The organism is Acidaminococcus sp. (assembly GCF_057597765.1).
This window is the reverse complement of sequence record NZ_DBMBXK010000002.1, coordinates 179,092-196,969: the sequence shown is the minus strand read 5'-3', so window position 1 is coordinate 196,969 and position 17,878 is coordinate 179,092. Positions and strand designations below refer to the sequence as shown.

Genomic DNA, 17,878 nt, shown 5'->3' with positions numbered 1-17,878 from the left:
TTCTCGTGAAATCCTTCTTTGTGACCCTGCTGTTGGTGGGACTGGGTGGCTCCACGGCCATCTGGGCCATGTACCGGGCGGGGCTCTCTTTTTTGCGGTCCTGGTGGACCCTGGTGCCTTTTTGGGTACTGCCTTTGTGTTTTGTGTTCAGCAATGTGTATCTGAATGCGGTGCCCCGGCCCCTTTTGCGGTTCCTGGCCTGGGCCGGGGGCCTGTGGATGGGCTTCCTGTACTATTCCGTGCTGGGGATGGCTTTGTTCCTGGTGGCTTTCCTTGTGGGGAAACTGAGGCACTGGCCGTTTCTGGCGTCCCGGGCAGCCCAGGTGCTTTTTGCAGGGACGGTGCTCCTGGTGGCTGTGGGTTGCTGGCAGGCCCTCCACCCGGTGGTCCGGAAGCTGGAATATGCCACGGATAAAAACATCCCTGGCCCCTATCGGATCGTGTTTGTGTCCGATCTCCATTTCGGCGGCCTTTTCGGCACCTCCTATGGGGAAACTCTGGTCCGGAGGATCAATGAGCAAAAGCCGGATCTGGTCCTTCTGGGCGGGGATATGGTGGACGGGGACCTGCCCTTTGTGCTCCAGGAAGGGAGCCTGGGCACGTTCCGGAAGCTGCGGAGTACCGACGGGGTCTATGCGGTGTTTGGCAACCATGACAAACGGCTGGGTTCCGGAGCTGTGGAACGGGAATTCCTGGAAGAGGAAGGCGTCCGGTTTGCCGTGGATGAAAACCGGATGGTGAATCCCTGGCTGAACCTGACGGGGATGGACGATTACCTGTTTGGAAACCGGCGGGCGGACTATCATCCGGAACCCGGGAAGTTCAACGTGTTCATGGAACATGAACCCCGAAGGATCCCGGAAGCGGCGGTTAAAGGATACAATCTGTATTTTGCCGGCCATACCCATGCAGGCCAGATAGCTCCCAACCGGCTGATCACCCGGAAAATGTACTTACTGGATTACGGATCAGAAATGGTGGAGGGGATGCTGGCCACAGTCTCCAGTGGCTACGGCCTCTGGGGCGTCCCGGTGAGGACGGGCCCAAAACCGGAAATCGTCGTTGTTGACATCAAAAAAGCAGATTGAGCGGCAGGCTCAATCTGCTTTTTTCCTTTGGCCGCTGACCGTTGTCCGTTGACAGCTGACGGGCGGTGCTGCTTCAAGCAGCACCGCCCCATACATCTCCGCTTTCTTTTCCAGCTTCATGGGATAGGCCCGGGAAGTGGAGGGGAGCCGGGAAAGAAGCAGTTCCCGTCCGTCCAGGGTAATGGGCAGGGTGGTGCCGGTCCGGGGCAGTTTGGGAGGATCGGTGCACTGGCCAAGGAGGATTTCCGTAGCCTTTTCTCCGGTGGTGATCAGATGGCGGCAGTCCGGGATCTGCCGGACCATGGCAGCCAGGGAGGCTTCTTCCACCACATGGAGGAATTTGTCCGAGGCATTGCCTTTCTGCCGCTGGGCCCGGAGCACCGTGGGCCCCAGGGCGATGCCCGTCCGGGTCAGGAAGGCTTTGATGGCTTCCGGGTCAAAGGCTTTTTTCGTCCCTTTCCGGAAATGGTCCGGGTCTTTGAAATATATCATTCCCATGATCCGCCAGATGTCGTTCTGGAAATTGGGATAGTAGAAATCCATGGCCCGCTTTTCCGCTGCCGGGGGAAAGGTCCCCAGGATCAGCACTTTGGCTCCCTCCGGCAGGAAAGGTGGAAAAGGATGCTCCTCCACCGGGATCCCCGGCAGAATCTTTCCTGTAAGTTCCATTTGCTCCATAGCAACCTTACTCCTTTATATCATTCAGAACCGGCTGAAAGCCGGCTTCCAACGGCCATTGACAATTGACTATTGACAATTGACTATTGACAGCCCTCATTCTTCTTTCAGCAGCTTGAAGCTTTCCTTGTGGTATTCCAGGAGGCCTTCCTTCTGCATCTTGCTCAGTTCGTTGCTGAGGGCACTCCGGTCCACACTCAGATAATCCGCCATCTGCTGCCGGTTGAAGGGGACGGTGATGATCTTCCGCTTCTGCTGGGCTGCCAAAAAGGACAGGTAGGACAGCACCCTCCCCCGGATGGATTTGGAGGAGGTGTGGAGGATCCGCCGGGCCAGGGACAGGTTCTTCCGGGCCAGGATGTGGAGCAGGTTGTCGCTGATCTGCTGGTGCTGGGGACAGCTCCGGGAACAGGTGTGGAACACCTTGGACAGGTCCATCATCAGCACGGTGGTGGGCTCCACCGCCAGCACATTGATCAGCAGGGGTTCGTTTTCCGCGCAGGCATAGGCTTCTGCAAACAACTCCCCGGGGCCCATCTGCCCCAGCAGGTTCCGGTTGCCCCACAGGTCGTCGTTTTCGATGATGACCCTTCCTTTCAGTACCATGCTTACCGTGTGGACCACATCCCCGGCGTAATGGATGTAGGTTCCCTTGTCGTAGGAGCGGACTACACCTCCCAGACAGTGTATCCGGACCTGGATCTCTTCCGGGGGAACATTTTTGAACAAAGCCGTTTTGGCCAGAAATTCCGTATCCATAGTTTTCCTCCGTTGTTTTAACAACATTAAATCTGTCTCCAGTATACGGCCAAAAGGAGAAGATTGCAAGGGGGAAACCTCTTGACGAACCGGGTTTTCTGTGCTAAATTGAAAGCAATTTGATAGACAAACCTGCAATGAAAAGAAGAGTACCCTTTGCAGGCCGGCACAGAGAGCTTCCATTTGGGTGAAAGGAAGAGCGGCGGAGAAGGGGAACATGGCCTTGGAGCAGATGATTGAACGGCAGTAGGTCATCCGGGGGTGCCCGTTACAGCACTGGAGCATCCGCCTTGCGTGTGCTCGAGAGGCCTGGGCAACCAGGCGAAGCCGGGTGGTACCACGATGCTTTCGTCCCTGCAGGGGCGGAAGCTTTTTTTATTCATGAAGAAGGAGTGATTTCCATGCCAATCAAAATCGACAGCCATCTTTCCGCCAAGGAAAAGCTGCGTGAAGAAAATATCATCACCATCGACAACGAACGGGCCCTGACTCAGGACATCCGTCCTTTGAAGATTCTGATCCTGAACCTGATGCCTTTGAAGAAGCCCACGGAAGTGCAGCTGCTCCGGCTTTTGGGGAATTCCCCCCTCCAGCTGGAAATCGATTTCTGCCGGCCGGTAAGCCGGGTGGGGACCCATACGGACAATTCCTACCTGGAATCCGCCTACCTGGAATTCAGAGATGTCCAGGACCGGTATTACGATGGGCTCATCGTCACCGGGGCTCCTGTGGAAAAACTTGAATTCGAGGATGTGGAATACTGGGGAGAAATCGAGGAATACCTGGAATGGGCCCGGACCCATGTGTATTCCGTGCTCCATTACTGTTGGGGTGCCCAGGCCGGCCTGTACTATTATTATGATGTGCCGAAGATCATGTTCCCCCAGAAGCTCTGCGGCATCTATCCCTATGGGCTCACGGTCCGGAACCATCCGCTGCTCCGGGGCTTTGACGACCGGTATTTCATTCCCCAGTCCCGGTACACCACCGTGGATGACGCCAAGGTGTACAGCAATCCGGACCTCCAGGTGCTCAGCCGCAGCGTGGAAAACGGCATCAACATCTGTGCCACGGAAGACATGCGCCGGATCTTTGTCATGGGCCATTTTGAATATGACCGGATGACCCTCCGGGATGAATACGTCCGGGACCGGGAAAAGGGCCTGAATCCTTCCCTGCCCAAACACTACTATCCCACGGACGATACCACCCAGGAGCCTCTGTTCAAATGGTGCAGCTACGCCCATCTGTTCTACCTGAACTGGCTGAACGTGGTGTACCAGGATACTCCTTACGATCTGCACAAGCTGACCAAGAGGGAGTAGGAGGGTTTGCTGCACGGTCCGCCTGCCGCCCCAGTGGATCTTTGGAAAAGGAGAAAAAACAAGATGGCTCAGATTACCAAGAACTCGCTTGCCGGACAGACCGATGTTCATTTCATGGAAATGGCCCTGGAGGAAGCCCGGCAGGCAGCCCGGGAGGGGGAAATCCCCGTGGGGGCTGTGCTGGTCCGGGAGGGCCAGGTGCTGGCCCGGAACCACAACCGCCGGGAGCAGGACCGGGACGCCACTGCCCACGCGGAAGTGCTGGTGCTCCGGGAAGCCTGCCGGCAGCTGGGCCGCTGGCGGCTCAGCGACACTGCGCTCTATGTGACCCTGGAACCCTGTCCCATGTGCGCCGGGGCCATCTGGAATGCCCGGGTGGGCCGGCTGGTGTACGGGGCCTGGGACAGTGCCGCCGGAGCCTGCGGCTCCCAGTTCAACCTGCCTGCCCATCCTTCCCTGAATTTCCGGACCCAGGTGACCGCCGGGGTGCTGGAAGAGGAGTGCCGGAAAATTTTGCAGGATTTTTTGAAAGCACGGCGGTAAGTATGGTATAATAAAACTCTCATGGATGGGTGTCCGAGTGGTCGAAGGTGCTTGACTCGAAATCAAGTGTACCGCAAGGTACCGAGGGTTCGAATCCCTCTCCATCCGCCAGCCATGGGGCTGCTGCTCGTGCAGCAGCCCTTTTTTACTGTATAAAAACTGCAGAGGCCGCGAAAGAAGGAAGGAAGCATGAAAATCTATCAACCCATGACCGGGAAAGTCCTGGACGCACTGCGCAGCATTGTAGGAGAGAAGTATGTCTGGACGGATCCGGATCACCTGGAACAGTACAAGACCGATGAGGAAACCGACCCCCGGAAGTTCCATCTGCCGGAGGCAGTGGCTGCTCCCGGCTCTACGGAAGAGGTTTCCGCCATCCTGAAACTGGCCAACCGGGAACAGTTCCCGGTGACGCCACGGAGCGGGGGCACCAGCGTATCGGACGGGGCCATTCCTGTGTGCGGCGGCCTGGTGCTTTTAATGGAACGGATGGACAGGATCCTGAAAGTGGATCCGGAAGGCATGTATCTGGTGGCTCAGGCCGGGGCCCGTACCGCAGCCGTCCAGCAGGCCGCCCGGGAAAAGGGCCTGTTCTATGCCGGGGATCCCTGCAGCGCCGACAGTTGCCTGATCGGCGGGAACCTAGCCACCAATGCCGGGGGAGACAAGGCCGTCCGGTACGGCACCACCCGGAACCAGGTCCATGCCATCGAAGTGGTGCTGCCCAACGGGCAGATCGCCCGTCTGGGCACCCGGAGCAAGAAGAACACCACCGGCTACTGCCTGGATCAGCTGGTAATCGGCAGCGAAGGTACCCTGGGCATCATTACGGAAGTGACCCTGAAGCTGCTGCCCCAGGCTCCCTATAAAGCCGATGTGCTGGCCATTTTCACCGACCAGGCCAAGGCTACAGGCATTGTGCCCGTACTGCTCCGGGAAGGGCTGAATCCCACCAGTGTGGAATTCATGGACAATGCCTTCGTCCGGTCCGCCAGCGACTATTCCCAACTGGACCTGGGCCATTATGAGGATGGGTCCTATGTGATCCTGACTCTGGAAAGTTTCGACGAGGACGAACTGGATAAAAAACTGCTGAAACTGGACGAATTGTGCCGGAGCCACGGAGCGGTCGATGTGTCCATGGCCGATGAACGGGTGTGGACCCTCCGGAAGAACTGTCTGGAATCCGCCCGGGTGCTGAGCAAGGTCATGACCAGTGACGACTTTGTGGTGCCCCTGGACAAAATCGCCCAGGCCCTGGACGAACTGTCCGCGGAAGCCAAAAAATATCCCTTCCGGGTGTTCACCCTGGCCCATGCCGGGGACGGGAACCTTCATTTCGCCATGCTGAAGGGAGATCTGTCCGACCGGGAATGGGAAGAAGCCCTGGATGCCTTCCACGAAAAGGCCTATCAATACATCTATGCCCTGGGCGGCAAGCTCAGCGGGGAACACGGCATCGGGGCCAAAAAGGTGAAGCAGCTGGCCCAATTGGCGGACCCGGGAGAACTCTATATGATGGAAACCATCAAGCGGGCCCTGGATCCGTTGGATATTTTGAATCCGGGGAAGGTACTGGAGGTGTTTTAAGGGCCTTCTTGTGTGCAGGGAAGCAATCGTCGACCGATGACAAAAAAGAGCCGCCGCCCCTTGGGGCGGCAGCTCTTTTTTCTTTATTTTCCCGGCGGGCTGCAGGGGCAGGCACCCCTGCGGCACATGGGGGTATCCGCTTATTGCTGCTTCCTTCCGGACCTGACAAGGTTCACAGGCCTCCATTGCGCAGGACCCACTCCTGCAGTCCGCCGGAAAAATAAAAGCCGCACAACGCGGCTGATTGGATAAAATGGCGGAGAGTGAGGGATTCGAACCCTCGATACGGTTATCCCGTATACACGCTTTCCAGGCGTGCTCCTTCAACCACTCGGACAACTCTCCAGGTTGAATTGCTGACAGACAGCTATTCAGTTTTCAGCTGCCTGAACGACAACTGCGAGATTTAGTATAACGAATTTTACATTCTTTGTCAAGGGATTTTTGAAAAAAGAAAAGAATCCTGTTGAAAGCGTCCATGGAAAAAAGGTATAATAGCAAAGAAGCACTGCAGAAAGGATGGGAAAGATGGCATACGTAGCATTGTACCGGACCTGGCGTCCCCAGGATTTTGACGATCTGGTGGGCCAGGGTCCCATCAAGAAGGCTCTCACCAACGCCCTGGAAACCGGGCGGATTTCCCATGCCTATCTGTTTGCCGGTCCCCGGGGTACCGGGAAGACCAGTACCGCCCGGATCCTGGCCAAGGCACTGAACTGCAGGGAAGGCCCCACAGCCCATCCCTGCAACGACTGTGAAAGCTGCCGGGAAATCACCGAAGGCACCTGCCCGGATGTGGTGGAAATCGACGCGGCTTCCAACCGGGGCATCGACGAAATCCGGAAACTCCGGGAGCAGGTGTATTTTGCGCCCTCTTCCTGCCGGTACAAGGTGTACATCATCGACGAAGTCCACATGATCACCACCGATGCCTTCAATGCCCTGCTGAAAACCCTGGAGGAACCGCCGGAGCATGTGGTGTTCATACTGGCCACCACCGAGCCCCAGAAGATCCTCAATACCATCCTGTCCCGATGCCAGCGGTTCGACTTCCGCCGGGCCACTGTGGACGAGATTGCAGCCCATCTGGCCAAAGTGGCCAACGGCAGCAAAATCCAGGCGGAACCGGAAGCCCTGCGGCTCATGGCCATCCAGGCGGACGGGGGACTTCGGGATGCCCTGAGTCTCCTGGACCAGTGCAGTGTCATGGCCAGTCCTGTTACGGCGGAAACGGTCCGGCAGGTGCTGGGCCTGGTGGGCCGGGAAAAACTCCGGGAACTGGTGACCCGGATCGGTCAGAAGGATCTGTCCGGGGCCCTGGATGCCCTGGGCCAGCTGTTGGAACAGGGCAAGGAAATGGAGCAGATCCTGGCGGAACTGATGGAATATTTCCGGGCCCTGCTGCTGTACCAGGCAGACCGGGAGTATCAGGAAATTTACCTGACGGATACCCCGGAAGCCCTGGGGGAGACGGCGGCCCTTTTTACTTCCAGCCAGATTGTGGCCAGTGTGGAGCGGATCCACGAGGCCATCCGGGAAAGCAAATTCTCCCTGCGGAAAAAGATCGTAGGGGAACTGTGCCTCTTTGACCTGTGTGAAACCCGGGGCCATACGGAGGCGGCTCTCCTGGCCCGGATCGACAGTCTGGAACAGCAGGTGGCCGCCCTCCGGCAGGGAGGCATCACGGCGGCACCGACTGCAGCCCCGGTAATCCGGCCGGCAGCCGTACAGGCCTCCGTATCCCGGCCGGCATCTCCTGGCCCCACGGCTGTCAGGCCGAATTCCGGGGTGAAGGATGCCTTTGCCCGGATGGCGGCAGCCGCCCGGCAGGAAGAAGCCCGGCGGCCCCAGGAGACAGTTCCCGCTGCTCCCGCGGCGGAACCGGCTGCGCCCCCGGCACCACCGGCCCCGGCTGTACAGCCGGCCCGGCCGGAACCTGCTGCCGGGGAAGTGCAGTTTGACGGTAGCGGACGGGCCAAGGCCCAGCAGCTGTGGCAGCTGGTGCTCCAGGGTCTGAAACGGCGCCGGAAGCGGACGTTCCTGGTCTATGCGGAAATGGCCCAGGCAGCGGATTACCAGGACCAGGAACTGCTCCTGGCCGTCAGCTCCGCCTATGGAAAGGAAAAAATGGAAGAACCTTCCTTCCGGAATCTGATCCAGGATATCTTGAAGGAAGCGGTGGGGCAGCCTATCGGGCTCCAGGTGGTCCAGCAGGAAGGAGAGATTTCCCTCCACCGGCCCCAGGAGAAACCGGCGGCTGCACCGGCACCGGTCCAGGCGGCACCGCCGCCTCCTCCCGTGCCGGATCCCATGCCGGAACCTCCGGCGCCTCCGGAGGAGGAAATCCCGCTGCCCCCTGAACCGCCGGAGGAAGAGGAAATACCGGAACCTGTTCCGGCCCCTTCCCCGGCCAGCCAATCAGCAAGTCCCGCCCCTCACCCGGTCAAACCAGGGGAACTCCCTGAGGGTGTGAAGAAAGCCATGCAGGTTTTCGGCGGAGAAGTCTATAAAGAATAAAACAAGGTCCCTGTTGGGACATAAGGAGGAAACCAAATGTTCAAAGGTGGAATGGCAATGAACGGCATGCAGGGCATGCTGAAGAAAGTACAGAAGATGCAGAGCGAAATGACCAAGCTCCAGGAAGAACTGAAGGAACGGGAAGTGGAAGGCACCGCCGGCGGCGAAGCCGTCAAAGCTGTGGTCAACGGGAACAAGAACCTGGTGAGCCTGACCCTGTCCCCGGATGCAGTGGATCCGGAGGATGTGGAAATGCTCCAGGACCTGATCGTCACCGCTGTCAATGATGCCATGAAGAAAGTGGACGAAATGACGGAAAAGGAACTGGGCAAAGTGACTGGCGGACTGAAGCTGCCGGGGATGTTTTAAGGAACGGTCTCAGGCATGCGGATGGTAAAACCCCTGGCACGGCTCCACGAACAGCTGCGGCGCCTGCCGGGAATCGGCTCCAAATCGGCCCTGCGTCTGGCCTACCATGTGCTGGACATGAAGCGGGAAGATGTGGAGGAACTGGCCCGGGCTCTCCTGGACGTAAAGGACAATGTCCATCTCTGCCGTCAGTGCTTTGACCTGTGCGAAGGGGATCTGTGTGAAATCTGTCAGGATGAAAAACGGGACCGGAGCCTGGTGTGCGTGGTGGAACAGCCCCAGGATGTGGCGGCCATGGAAAGGACCCGGGGCTACCAGGGCCTGTACCATGTGCTCCACGGGGTCCTGTCTCCTCTGGACGGGGTGGGCCCGGATCAGCTGAAGATTCGGGAACTGCTGCTCCGGCTCCAGAAGGGGACGGTGAAGGAAGTAATCATTGCCACCAATTCCGATGTGGAAGGGGAAGCCACAGCCAACTATCTGGCCGGGCTGATCCGCCCCACCGGGGTGAAGGTGAGCCGGATCGCCCATGGGCTTCCGGTGGGCGGGGATCTGGAATATGCCGATGAACTGACTTTGTACAAAGCTCTGGAAAACCGGCGGGAAATCTGATCCTTTCCGGCAGGCAGAAGACTGCCTGGAAAAAACGGATTATGCAGAAAAGGCGGTTAAACAATATGGAAATATGGCTGGTGGGCGGGGCAGCCCTGGTTGTCCTGTTCCTGATCATCAATATGTTCTCTCTTTCCCTGAAGCTCCTGTGGAACGGGATCTGCGGGGTGGTGCTGCTGTGGTTGTTCAACATCCTGGGAGGCCTTTTCGGAGTGACCATTCCCATCCACTTCATTTCAGCTCTGGTGGCCGGCTTCTTCGGAATCCCGGGAGTGGTGGTCATGCTGCTGTATCAGCTGATGGGGCACTGAAATGCTCCAGAAATCCAAAAGTGAAAAGATCCGTGTCCTCTGTTATCTCTGCATCGGGGGCACGGCTGCTTTGTTTGAGTGGGCCCTGGTCTATCTGTTCAACAGTCACTGGGGCTGGAACTATCTTGTAGCCACAGCGGCGGCTTACCTTTGTTCCACGGTGTGCCACTACATCGCCACCAACATCTGGGTGTTCACCAGCGGAGTCCGTTACAGCAAAGGAAAGGAATTTTCCCTGGTACTCCTGGTGTCCACCCTGGGGCTGTTGTACAACGTGCTGCTTATGCGGCTGTTTGTAGGCAGCCTGGGTCTGCCGGTGATGGGATCCAAAGTGGGGGCTTCGGCACTGGTGACGGTTTGGAATTATTTTTCAAGGAAAAAATGGATTTACACGGAATAATGGAAGAAAAAGAGTAGGTGGAGATGCACATGCTTCGTCATAAAGTCGATATTGAAGGATTCCAGAAAGTCCTTCTGGTCCACAACCGCAACTCCGGAAAGCAGACCCTTTTCAGCGGAATCCACAGCAATGTGGAAAGCATTGCCCGGCAGCTGATGCGGCTGTACGGTGCGGAAAAGTTCCAGTATGTGACCGTGGGCACCTTTGCGGAAACCCAGGCTGTGGGAAAAAAGATCTGTGCAGAACAGATCCAGTGGGTGATCGTGGCTGGGGGAGACGGCACCCTCCGGGCCCTGGTGGAAGAATGCGTGGACCAGGACTACTGGCCCTATGTAAGCATCTATCCGGCAGGAACCGTGAACCTGGTGGCCAAGGAACTGATGCAGAAAACCGATGTGCACAACTGGATGTACCGGGTTTCCAAAGGAGTCACCACCCCGGTGTGCCTGGGCAAGGCCAACGACCGGATCTTCCTCACCGTGGCCGGGATCGGGGTGGATTCCATGGTGGTCCAGCAGGTGACCCCCAAACAGAAAAAGTACCTGTCCACCCTGGCCTATGTGCGTCAGAGCGGCCGGGTGCTGGGGAATGAAATGCTGCTCCACAACTGGAAATACCGGTTCCAGGTGATGATCAACGGGGACGGGGTGTGGCACCAGGCCAGTTCGGTGATCGTCACCAAAAGCCGGTACTATGCCGGCCGGTTCTCTCTGGTCAACGGAGGCTCCCTGTCCAATCCCACCATGCATGTGTGCCTGTTCACCAAGGGCCGCTGTGTGGACTTCCTCCGGTATACGGCACTGATTGCCGCAGACATGCTGACCCTGGACAAAAGCGTGGAAATCTATCCCGCCACCCAGGTGGATGTCCGGTGCAATGTAAGTAAATTCGCGGCGGAACTGGACGGGGATGCGGTGGTCAATTCCCCTCTTTCCATTGTCCTGCTGCCCAAATCCCTGCAATTCATATCCTGAGAGGCTGCGTTGTGAAAAAGAAAATCCTGTACGGAGTCTTTGTGCTCCTGAGTTTTCTGGCGGAAGCCGGGTACCGCTGGAACTTTTTGAAAGAAATCGTACCCTTTCCCTGGGCGGAATTCTGGTACCACACCCTGAACTATTTCTGCCGGGACCTGCTGCTGTCCTGGGTGGTCCTGTTCCTGTACGCCCAGCGCCGGCGGATCCGGGACCGGGTGAAACGGTATTTCCCGGTGGTGGTGGTGGGCACCCTGTATCTGATCGATGCGGTGTTCATGGTCAGCTATCTGGAACTGGACCCCGGGTTCATGACGGTGCTTTCGGTGCTGGCCGGGCTGTTCAACAACATCGTGTTGGTGCTGCTGGCTGCCATGTGCTACCATCACTGGCCCAACCGGGCCATGAAGGCGGTCTATTTCCTGGTCTACTATGTGACCTGCCTTCTGATCCTGGGAGACGGGATCTATTTCTGGAACACCTCCATGCACGTGGAAAGCGTGCTGTTTGACAACCTGAACATCTACGCCGCCAAAGGGATCCTGAGCACCACGGAAAACTGGCAGCTGGGTCTGATCGCTGCCGTGATGCTGGTGTTCGTCCCCCTGTTCCGGGTGGTCCATCCCCGGCGGCACAAGCCCAACCTGCCCTGGTCCCTTTTGTGCGTGGTGCTGTTTGCCATGGGCCTCAACGGCTCCTACCTGCTGTTGGCAGAAGGGGTCTACCATGCCACGGACAGCGTCAGCGGCCTGGACATCGAAGTGGATATGGAAAAGAGCCGGAAACCCACCCGGGCCATGGTGGCTTATCCCATCAACGTGAACTTCTTCCAGAAAGCCTTCTTCAAGACCGACAAGGTGGTCCATGATCCCTGGAAATACCAGGAACGGACCCTGACGGACAAGGACCAGGCAGCCCTGACGGAACTGGGGATCCTGCCCAAACAGGAAATCGTGCCCCGGAAGCAGCCGGCCTACGACCGGGTGGTGATGCTGATCCTGGAAAGCGTCCATCGGGACTACCTCCATCACTACAATCCCAACATCCCGGCGGATGCCACGCCCTATCTGGATTCCCTGGTGGAGAAGTATCCCCGGATCGATCATTACTATTCTTCTGCGGTGCCCACTACCCAGGGGCTCAACGCCACCTTCCGGTCCCAGCTGATCTATGACAAGGACCTGCCCGGCGAAAAGCAGCCCTCCCTGTTCCGGAGTCTCCAGCAGGCCGGCTACGAAGGGTACTTCATCAATGCCTCCAGCCGGTACTATGCCAACGAATACCGGGAATATCCCGCCCAGTTCGGCATGGAACACTACCTGGCCAAGGAGGACCTGGGGAACATGGGCTACAAGGGGGCCAGCGGCTGGGGCTTCCACAACGACGTAATGTACGATGTGGCCCTGAAGACCCTGGCGGAACACCGGGACCAGAAACTGTTCCTGGTGTGCAAGACCCTGGACATGCATCAGCCCTATCCCTATTACGGGTACACCTATGCAGAGATGCCGGAAGATGTCCGGGACCACGGGACCGCCACAGTCTGCGGCATGTACTGGGTGGACAAGACCATCCAGCATTTCTTTGAGGAAGCCTCGAAGCAGGGACTGATGGATGACAGGACCCTGTTCATCATCACTTCGGACCATAACCCCCATTCCGGCGGGGAATACAAGACCCTGGTAAGCAATCCCCAGGACAAACAGAGCGTGGCTCCCATTCCGGTGATCTTCGTTTCCAAAAATCTGGCTCCTCTGGCGGACCTGGATGAAACCATGTACGCCAGCCAAGAAGACATGGCACCCACTCTGCTGACCCTGCTGGGCCAGCCAGTGCCGGCAGAATTTTTGGGCCGGGATCTGCTCCAGCCAGTGCCACATCCCTATGCCCTGGGATATTTCGGAGGCAAGGCCTACTATTATTCTGCCGACCGGAATTTCGTGGCTACCCTGGACGAAGAAACCCCGGATACAGAAGAAAAAAACGCCCTGGCCAACTACATCATGTACGGCTATGTGAAAAGGCATATTGAGTTTATGAAGTGAAAAAAGAGGCTGCTGCCCGGGCAGCAGCCTTTTGATTTAAAGGAGTTGATTTGTTGACTGCAATGACCATGGCGGGGAACGGGACCTTCCGTTCCTGTCTGAAAAAGATCCTGGGGGTGATGATCCCCATCCTGATCACCCAGCTGTGCATCACCGGCATGAGCCTGTTCGACACGGTGATGAGCGGCCATGCAGGCACTGTCCAGCTGGCCGGGGTGGCTATCGGTACCAATGTTTGGATGCCGGTGTTCACCGGTCTCAATGGCATCCTCCAGGCCCTGACTCCCATTGTGGCCAATTACCGGGGCGCCCGGGAATTCCACAAAATCTCCGGCGCCGTGGTCAGCGGCCTGGCCCTGGCCTGCGCCCTGGCGGTGACGGTAATCGGGGCCGGCTCCCAGCTGCTGCCCCGGATCCTGGACACCATGAGCCTGGCTCCGGAAGTCCGTACCGTGGCCTTCCGGTATCTGGGCTTTGTGGCCTGGGGAATCCTCCCCCTGTTCTGTGCCAGCATCCTCCGATCTTTTGTGGATACCCTGGGCTACACCCAGGTGACCATGAAGCTGTTCCTGCTCACCATGCCGGTGAACGCCTGCATGAACTATATCTTCATCTTCGGCAAACTGGGAGCCCCTGCCTTGGGCGGTCCGGGAGCCGGGGTGGGGACGGCCATTACCTGCTGGCTCCTTTGCCTGTCCTTTGCCCTGCTGGTGCTTCGGCTGAAGGTGTTCCGGGATTTCCACGTGTTCCGGACTTCCGGCTTTTCTTTCCATCATGTCCGGGAACATCTCCGGATCGGCATTCCCATGGGGCTGGCCATTTTCCTGGAAACCAGCTTCTTCGGGGTGGAATGTCTCCTGGTGTCCCGGTTCGGCACCATTGCCGTGGCGGCCAACCAGGCGGCCATGAGTTTCTGCAACATGCTGTACATGGTGCCCCTGAGCTTTTCCCTGTCCCTTACCATTATTGTGGGGGCCTATGTGGGAGCCCGGGATTTTGTCCAGGCCAAGGCCTATGCGGACACGGGACGGCTGTCCAACATCCTGATCGGGGCTTTTTTCGGCTGCTGCCTGTTTTTGGGACGGGGGCTCATCGCCCGGCTCTATACCTCCGACCCCAATCTGCTGGAACCCATCATGCACTTCCTGACCTTTGCCGTGGCCTTCCAGTTCTTTGACAGCACCGCCGCTCCCATCCAGGGGGTGCTCCGGGGGTACAAGGACGTAAAAGCCACTTTCTATTCCGCTCTGGCTGCCTACTGGGGCATCGCCCTGCCCTTCGGCCTGTTCCTGGACCATGGGCTGGAAAAGGGCCCGGACGGCTACTGGCTGGGGCTCATTACCGGAATCTTCTTCTCCGCTGCCTTCCTGAGCCTGCGGCTGAGATATATGGAAAAGAAAAAAAGAGAGGCTGTCTGAGGCAGCCTCTCTTTTTCTGGTGTTTAAAAGCCAGCGGTGCTGGCTTCCTTTGCCCGTTGACAGCTGACCGCTGACAGGTCTGTCGCTCTTGCGACAGACCCTTCCAATTCACAAACCCCAGCCCGGTGAGGATATACACCGCTCCCAGGATCCCGGCGGGGCCGAAGGTCTCTCCCAGGACCCAGTGGCCCAGGAGGCTGGCGAACAGAGGATTGATGGCACAGTAGAGCCCCGCTTCTTCCGGGGTCAGATACCGCTGGGCCTTGGGCTGGAAGGCAAAACCGAAGCAGCTGCACACCAGCACCTGGAAGGCCAGGGACTGCCAGGTAAGAGCTGCCTGGGGCACCGGGATCCCCCCGTCCAGCACCAGGGCCGCACCGAAGCTCATGAGTCCCATGATGCCCATCTGGAGGGTGCCCAGGGCCAGAGGGTCAGCGGAATGGGACAGTTTCCCGATAGAGATGATGTACCCGGCGTAGAAAACTGCCGCCAAAAGGGCCCAGCCTTCGCCGCCTGCCAGGGTGAACCCGGCGGTGCCGATGGTAAGGGCCGCCACCCCCAGCAGGATGAAGCCCACTCCCTGGAGAATCCGGTCACCGGGGAGCCGCCGGTACCACAGGGCCAGGAACAGAGGCACCAGGGCCAGGGACAGGTTTTCCAGGAAGGCCACGGTATGGATTTCCGCCGTAAGCAGGCTGCGCATTTCGCATCCCATGACGGCAAACAGCAGGAGCCCCAGGAGCAGGCTCTTCCGGCCCAGGCTCCGGTGTTCGTCCCAGGCCCGGACCAGAGGGCGGCGGAGCACCAGGGCCATCACCAGGAATGCCAGGATGAACCGGTACCCCAAAGCCTGGAACGGCGTCAGTTCCTCCATGATGAATTTGGAAAAGAGAAAGGCACTGCTCCGGGTCAGGATGATCAGCGCCATAAGGATTTTGGCGGCAGTGGGTTTCATACTAAGACCTCCCTGTAATTTTTTTTCTTTCTGGTTCCATTATAAAAAGAAAAAGGCGTTGCAGGAAGCGCACATTCTGCAATATACTGTTGCTGAAAACGCAATGCAAAAAGCAGAACAGGAGGGATTTCATGGATACGGAAAAATACCAGGCCCTGGTCCAGGCAGCGGAGCAGGGGAGCATTACGGCAGCGGCCCGGTCGCTGGGCTATTCTCCCTCCGGGCTGACCCGGATGCTGGACAGTCTGGAACGGGAAGTGGGCTTCCCGCTATTGGCCCGGACCTCCCAGGGGGTACGGCTGACCCGGGAAGGGGAGGGACTGCTGCCGTCCATACGGGGACTGCTCTACTGGAGCCGGCAGATACGGGAACAGTGCAACGGGATCCTGGGCCTGGACCAGGGGGAACTGTTCGTGGGCAGCTACTACAGCATTGCCTCCTGCTGGCTGCCGGGGATCCTCCGGGAGTTCCAGAAGGATTATCCGGGGATCCGGGTCCATGTCCAGGAAGCCGGGAACCAAACCCTGCTGGAGGGGCTCCGGGAACACCGGCTCAGCTGCTGCCTGTTCAGCCGCCATCCCGGGTACCAGGGGGACTGGGTGCCTCTGTATGAGGATCGGCTGGTGGCCTGGGTGCCGGAAGACCATCCTCTGGCACAAAAAAAGGCCCTCCTGCCGGAGGACCTGGAAGGCCAGCCTTTTATCGAACCCCTGCCCCAGCAGGAAACAGACACGGACCTGTTCCTGGATAAATACCAGGTCCATCCGGATTTCCGGTTCACCACCAGCAACATGTACACCTGCTGGACCATGGTGGAGGCGGGACTGGGGCTGTCCATGGACAACGCCTTCAGCAGCCGCCGGTGGAACGGAAAGGTAAAGGTGCTGCCCTTTGCCACCCCGGACCGGCTGGAACTGGGCATGGCTCTGCCCAGCCTGGCCCAGGCTTCCCCGGCCCTGAAGAAGTTCCTGGAGTATGTGAAGAAAGGGGTGGGGTGATCCTTTCTTACTGTCCAAACCCGAAGACCACGCCCACTACAGCCGAGGCAGCCAGGAAGGCGATGGGGTGTACCTTTTTGTATTTCCCGGTAAGGAACACCAGTACCAGGGCCAGAAGGAGGGAACGGCCATTCAGCACCCCGGCCAGGTCACCCTGCTTCCAGGCTTCCGGATGGAGCAGGGTCACCCGGGCCACCATGAGCCCCGCTGCGGCGATCAGACCGGCGGAAGCGGCCCGGAGCCCGTACATTACCGCTTTCACGTATTTGCTGTCCCCGAACTTCTTCAGGAACTGGGACACGATGATGATCACGATTACCGACGGGGTGATCAGGCCGAAGGTGGCGTCCACTGCCCCGGGGATCCCGGCAATGTGATAGCCCACATAGGTGGCGGTGTTCACCCCGATGGGGCCGGGAGTGGATTCAGATACGGCGATCATGTTCAAGAGATCCGTTTCTGTGAACCAGCCGGTGGCAGTAGCCAGCTTGGCCAGGAAGGGAATGGTGGCCATGCCGCCGCCGATGGCGAACAGGCCGATTTTGAAGAATTCCCAGAACAGCTGCACAAAAAGGCACATTACAGCTCACCTCCCGCTTTTTTGGCCAAAAGACCCACCACGCCGGCCAGGACCACCAGCCAGGCGGGAGAAATGCTGGAGAACAGGTTGATCCCCATGACCAGAAGGAACAGACCTATGGTCAGTTTGTCCACCAGAGCCCCTTTTGCCAGTTTTTTGATGGCGTTGAAGATCAGCACACAGACGCAGACCCGGATCCCGGCAAAGGCATCCCTGACGAACTGGAGCTGGGCAAAGTTGGACAGGAAGGCGGCGATTACCGTAATGATCACCAGAGAGGGGAACACTACCCCCAGGGTGGCAATGATCCCTCCGGTTACCCCTTTCCGTTTCATGCCAATGAAGGTGGCCGTATTCACCGCAATGACCCCAGGGGTACACTGGCCCACCGCATAATAGTCCGCCAGTTCTTCCTCGCTGGCCCAGTGGTATTTTTCCACCACTTCCGCCTGGAGGATGGGGAGCATGGCATAGCCGCCCCCGAAAGTGACCGCCCCGATCCGGGCGAACACCGCAAACAGCTGGATCAGTTCATTCATGGAAACACCTCCGATTCTTTTCAGTGTAACACGGAGCAAAGAGCCTGTAAACAAACTGGCACCAAATGGCTGGAGGAGAAAAAGAACGGGAAGAAAAATGGAGAAAATGTCACAAAGGAAACAGGGGAACAAATTGTAGATTTTCCAAAACTGTACTATAATAACTTTGTATGAGCAAAA

At 58.2% G+C, this 17,878-nt stretch carries 18 protein-coding genes, 2 tRNA genes, 1 other RNA gene and 1 other annotated feature; of the genes, 14 read left to right on the top strand and 7 right to left on the bottom strand.

What is annotated here, in order from left to right:
* Nucleotides 1-5 precede the first annotated feature (5 nt).
* Complete coding sequence (locus tag ACZOF8_RS02125) at nucleotides 6-1,088, top strand: metallophosphoesterase (RefSeq protein ID WP_154487814.1); 1,083 nt, start codon at nucleotides 6-8, stop codon at nucleotides 1,086-1,088.
* A gap of 9 nt (nucleotides 1,089-1,097) precedes the next feature.
* On the opposite strand, the gene ACZOF8_RS02120 is transcribed toward ACZOF8_RS02125, so the two are convergent.
* Both ACZOF8_RS02120 and ACZOF8_RS02115 read right to left on the bottom strand, forming a co-directional pair.
* Nucleotides 1,098-1,766, bottom strand: a complete 669-nt coding sequence (locus tag ACZOF8_RS02120) for a uracil-DNA glycosylase family protein (protein WP_154487813.1) — start codon at nucleotides 1,764-1,766, stop codon at nucleotides 1,098-1,100.
* Between the two features lie 96 nt (nucleotides 1,767-1,862).
* Nucleotides 1,863-2,525 carry a Crp/Fnr family transcriptional regulator gene (locus tag ACZOF8_RS02115; protein ID WP_022487449.1) on the bottom strand — a complete coding sequence of 221 codons (663 nt, stop codon included), beginning with the start codon at nucleotides 2,523-2,525 and terminating at the stop codon, nucleotides 1,863-1,865.
* A 128-nt stretch (nucleotides 2,526-2,653) separates the two neighbouring features.
* Nucleotides 2,654-2,884 (top strand) — a binding site (T-box leader).
* A 42-nt stretch (nucleotides 2,885-2,926) separates the two neighbouring features.
* Here ACZOF8_RS02115 and ACZOF8_RS02110 point away from each other — a divergent pair.
* The 4 genes from ACZOF8_RS02110 to ACZOF8_RS02095 all read left to right on the top strand — a co-directional run bounded on the left by ACZOF8_RS02110 (nucleotide 2,927) and on the right by ACZOF8_RS02095 (nucleotide 5,983).
* The gene (locus tag ACZOF8_RS02110) at nucleotides 2,927-3,850 is read left to right on the top strand and encodes a homoserine O-succinyltransferase (protein WP_154487812.1); all 924 of its coding nucleotides are present in this window, start codon (nucleotides 2,927-2,929) and stop codon (nucleotides 3,848-3,850) included.
* A 63-nt stretch (nucleotides 3,851-3,913) separates the two neighbouring features.
* Complete coding sequence (tadA, locus tag ACZOF8_RS02105; RefSeq protein WP_154487811.1) at nucleotides 3,914-4,393, top strand: tRNA adenosine(34) deaminase TadA; 480 nt, start codon at nucleotides 3,914-3,916, stop codon at nucleotides 4,391-4,393.
* 23 nt (nucleotides 4,394-4,416) lie between these two features.
* Nucleotides 4,417-4,504: transfer RNA gene (locus ACZOF8_RS02100), tRNA-Ser, on the top strand.
* Nucleotides 4,505-4,582: 78 nt separating this feature from the next.
* Nucleotides 4,583-5,983: an FAD-binding oxidoreductase gene (locus tag ACZOF8_RS02095; RefSeq protein WP_154487810.1), complete on the top strand. Its 1,401-nt coding sequence runs from the start codon at nucleotides 4,583-4,585 to the stop codon at nucleotides 5,981-5,983.
* Between the two features lie 102 nt (nucleotides 5,984-6,085).
* Here the strand turns inward: ACZOF8_RS02095 and ffs are convergent.
* Nucleotides 6,086-6,185: signal recognition particle sRNA small type (ffs, locus tag ACZOF8_RS02090), an RNA gene on the bottom strand.
* A gap of 52 nt (nucleotides 6,186-6,237) precedes the next feature.
* A tRNA-Ser gene (locus ACZOF8_RS02085) sits at nucleotides 6,238-6,328 on the bottom strand.
* A 183-nt stretch (nucleotides 6,329-6,511) separates the two neighbouring features.
* Between ACZOF8_RS02085 and dnaX the strand changes: the two genes are divergently transcribed.
* The 8 genes from dnaX (at nucleotide 6,512) to ACZOF8_RS02045 (ending at nucleotide 14,626) form a co-directional block, all read left to right on the top strand.
* A complete protein-coding gene (gene dnaX, locus ACZOF8_RS02080; protein ID WP_441368892.1) occupies nucleotides 6,512-8,500 on the top strand; it encodes a DNA polymerase III subunit gamma/tau in 1,989 nt (662 codons plus the stop codon).
* Nucleotides 8,501-8,536: 36 nt separating this feature from the next.
* Nucleotides 8,537-8,869: a YbaB/EbfC family nucleoid-associated protein gene (locus ACZOF8_RS02075; protein ID WP_022487406.1), complete on the top strand. Its 333-nt coding sequence runs from the start codon at nucleotides 8,537-8,539 to the stop codon at nucleotides 8,867-8,869.
* A gap of 15 nt (nucleotides 8,870-8,884) precedes the next feature.
* A complete protein-coding gene (recR, locus tag ACZOF8_RS02070) occupies nucleotides 8,885-9,481 on the top strand; it encodes a recombination mediator RecR (RefSeq protein WP_022487405.1) in 597 nt (198 codons plus the stop codon).
* Nucleotides 9,482-9,546: 65 nt separating this feature from the next.
* Nucleotides 9,547-9,792, top strand: a complete 246-nt coding sequence (locus ACZOF8_RS02065) for a pro-sigmaK processing inhibitor BofA family protein (RefSeq protein ID WP_022487404.1) — start codon at nucleotides 9,547-9,549, stop codon at nucleotides 9,790-9,792.
* 1 nt (nucleotide 9,793) lies between these two features.
* Nucleotides 9,794-10,192: a GtrA family protein gene (locus tag ACZOF8_RS02060; protein ID WP_022487403.1), complete on the top strand. Its 399-nt coding sequence runs from the start codon at nucleotides 9,794-9,796 to the stop codon at nucleotides 10,190-10,192.
* 29 nt (nucleotides 10,193-10,221) lie between these two features.
* Entirely contained in the window at nucleotides 10,222-11,166 is a 945-nt protein-coding gene (locus ACZOF8_RS02055) for a diacylglycerol/lipid kinase family protein (RefSeq protein WP_154487808.1), read from the top strand.
* Nucleotides 11,167-11,177: 11 nt separating this feature from the next.
* The gene (locus tag ACZOF8_RS02050; protein ID WP_288310422.1) at nucleotides 11,178-13,208 is read left to right on the top strand and encodes an LTA synthase family protein; all 2,031 of its coding nucleotides are present in this window, start codon (nucleotides 11,178-11,180) and stop codon (nucleotides 13,206-13,208) included.
* A gap of 62 nt (nucleotides 13,209-13,270) precedes the next feature.
* Complete coding sequence (locus tag ACZOF8_RS02045; RefSeq protein ID WP_154487866.1) at nucleotides 13,271-14,626, top strand: MATE family efflux transporter; 1,356 nt, start codon at nucleotides 13,271-13,273, stop codon at nucleotides 14,624-14,626.
* Here the strand turns inward: ACZOF8_RS02045 and ACZOF8_RS02040 are convergent.
* Nucleotides 14,547-15,581: a DMT family transporter gene (locus tag ACZOF8_RS02040; RefSeq protein ID WP_022487399.1), complete on the bottom strand. Its 1,035-nt coding sequence runs from the start codon at nucleotides 15,579-15,581 to the stop codon at nucleotides 14,547-14,549. The two genes, ACZOF8_RS02045 and ACZOF8_RS02040, sit on opposite strands and share 80 nt — an antisense overlap.
* Nucleotides 15,582-15,712: 131 nt before the next feature.
* Here ACZOF8_RS02040 and ACZOF8_RS02035 point away from each other — a divergent pair, with 131 nt between their 5' ends.
* Nucleotides 15,713-16,579, top strand: a complete 867-nt coding sequence (locus tag ACZOF8_RS02035; RefSeq protein ID WP_022487398.1) for a LysR family transcriptional regulator — start codon at nucleotides 15,713-15,715, stop codon at nucleotides 16,577-16,579.
* Between the two features lie 7 nt (nucleotides 16,580-16,586).
* Here ACZOF8_RS02035 and ACZOF8_RS02030 read toward each other — a convergent pair whose 3' ends face one another.
* Nucleotides 16,587-17,159 carry a chromate transporter gene (locus ACZOF8_RS02030; protein WP_481143620.1) on the bottom strand — a complete coding sequence of 191 codons (573 nt, stop codon included), beginning with the start codon at nucleotides 17,157-17,159 and terminating at the stop codon, nucleotides 16,587-16,589.
* Complete coding sequence (locus tag ACZOF8_RS02025) at nucleotides 17,159-17,698, bottom strand: chromate transporter (RefSeq protein ID WP_022487396.1); 540 nt, start codon at nucleotides 17,696-17,698, stop codon at nucleotides 17,159-17,161. Before ACZOF8_RS02025 ends, ACZOF8_RS02030 begins: the two co-directional genes overlap by 1 nt.
* Nucleotides 17,699-17,878 lie beyond the last annotated feature (180 nt).

Bases quoted from the DNA above. Each gene is read 5' to 3' on its own strand.
- ACZOF8_RS02040 (WP_022487399.1), bottom strand. From the start codon at position 15,581: ATGAAACCCACTGCCGCCAAAATCCTTATGGCGCTGATCATCCTGACC.
- tadA (WP_154487811.1), top strand. From the start codon at position 3,914: ATGGCTCAGATTACCAAGAACTCGCTTGCCGGACAGACCGATGTTCAT.
- ACZOF8_RS02065 (WP_022487404.1), top strand. From the start codon at position 9,547: ATGGAAATATGGCTGGTGGGCGGGGCAGCCCTGGTTGTCCTGTTCCTG.
- ACZOF8_RS02035 (WP_022487398.1), top strand. From the start codon at position 15,713: ATGGATACGGAAAAATACCAGGCCCTGGTCCAGGCAGCGGAGCAGGGG.
- ACZOF8_RS02055 (WP_154487808.1), top strand. From the start codon at position 10,222: ATGCTTCGTCATAAAGTCGATATTGAAGGATTCCAGAAAGTCCTTCTG.
- ACZOF8_RS02045 (WP_154487866.1), top strand. From the start codon at position 13,271: ATGACCATGGCGGGGAACGGGACCTTCCGTTCCTGTCTGAAAAAGATC.
- ACZOF8_RS02110 (WP_154487812.1), top strand. From the start codon at position 2,927: ATGCCAATCAAAATCGACAGCCATCTTTCCGCCAAGGAAAAGCTGCGT.
- ACZOF8_RS02120 (WP_154487813.1), bottom strand. From the start codon at position 1,766: ATGGAGCAAATGGAACTTACAGGAAAGATTCTGCCGGGGATCCCGGTG.
- ACZOF8_RS02030 (WP_481143620.1), bottom strand. From the start codon at position 17,159: ATGTGCCTTTTTGTGCAGCTGTTCTGGGAATTCTTCAAAATCGGCCTG.
- ACZOF8_RS02115 (WP_022487449.1), bottom strand. From the start codon at position 2,525: ATGGATACGGAATTTCTGGCCAAAACGGCTTTGTTCAAAAATGTTCCC.
- ACZOF8_RS02060 (WP_022487403.1), top strand. From the start codon at position 9,794: ATGCTCCAGAAATCCAAAAGTGAAAAGATCCGTGTCCTCTGTTATCTC.
- recR (WP_022487405.1), top strand. From the start codon at position 8,885: ATGCGGATGGTAAAACCCCTGGCACGGCTCCACGAACAGCTGCGGCGC.
- dnaX (WP_441368892.1), top strand. From the start codon at position 6,512: ATGGCATACGTAGCATTGTACCGGACCTGGCGTCCCCAGGATTTTGAC.
- ACZOF8_RS02025 (WP_022487396.1), bottom strand. From the start codon at position 17,698: ATGAATGAACTGATCCAGCTGTTTGCGGTGTTCGCCCGGATCGGGGCG.
- ACZOF8_RS02095 (WP_154487810.1), top strand. From the start codon at position 4,583: ATGAAAATCTATCAACCCATGACCGGGAAAGTCCTGGACGCACTGCGC.
- ACZOF8_RS02075 (WP_022487406.1), top strand. From the start codon at position 8,537: ATGTTCAAAGGTGGAATGGCAATGAACGGCATGCAGGGCATGCTGAAG.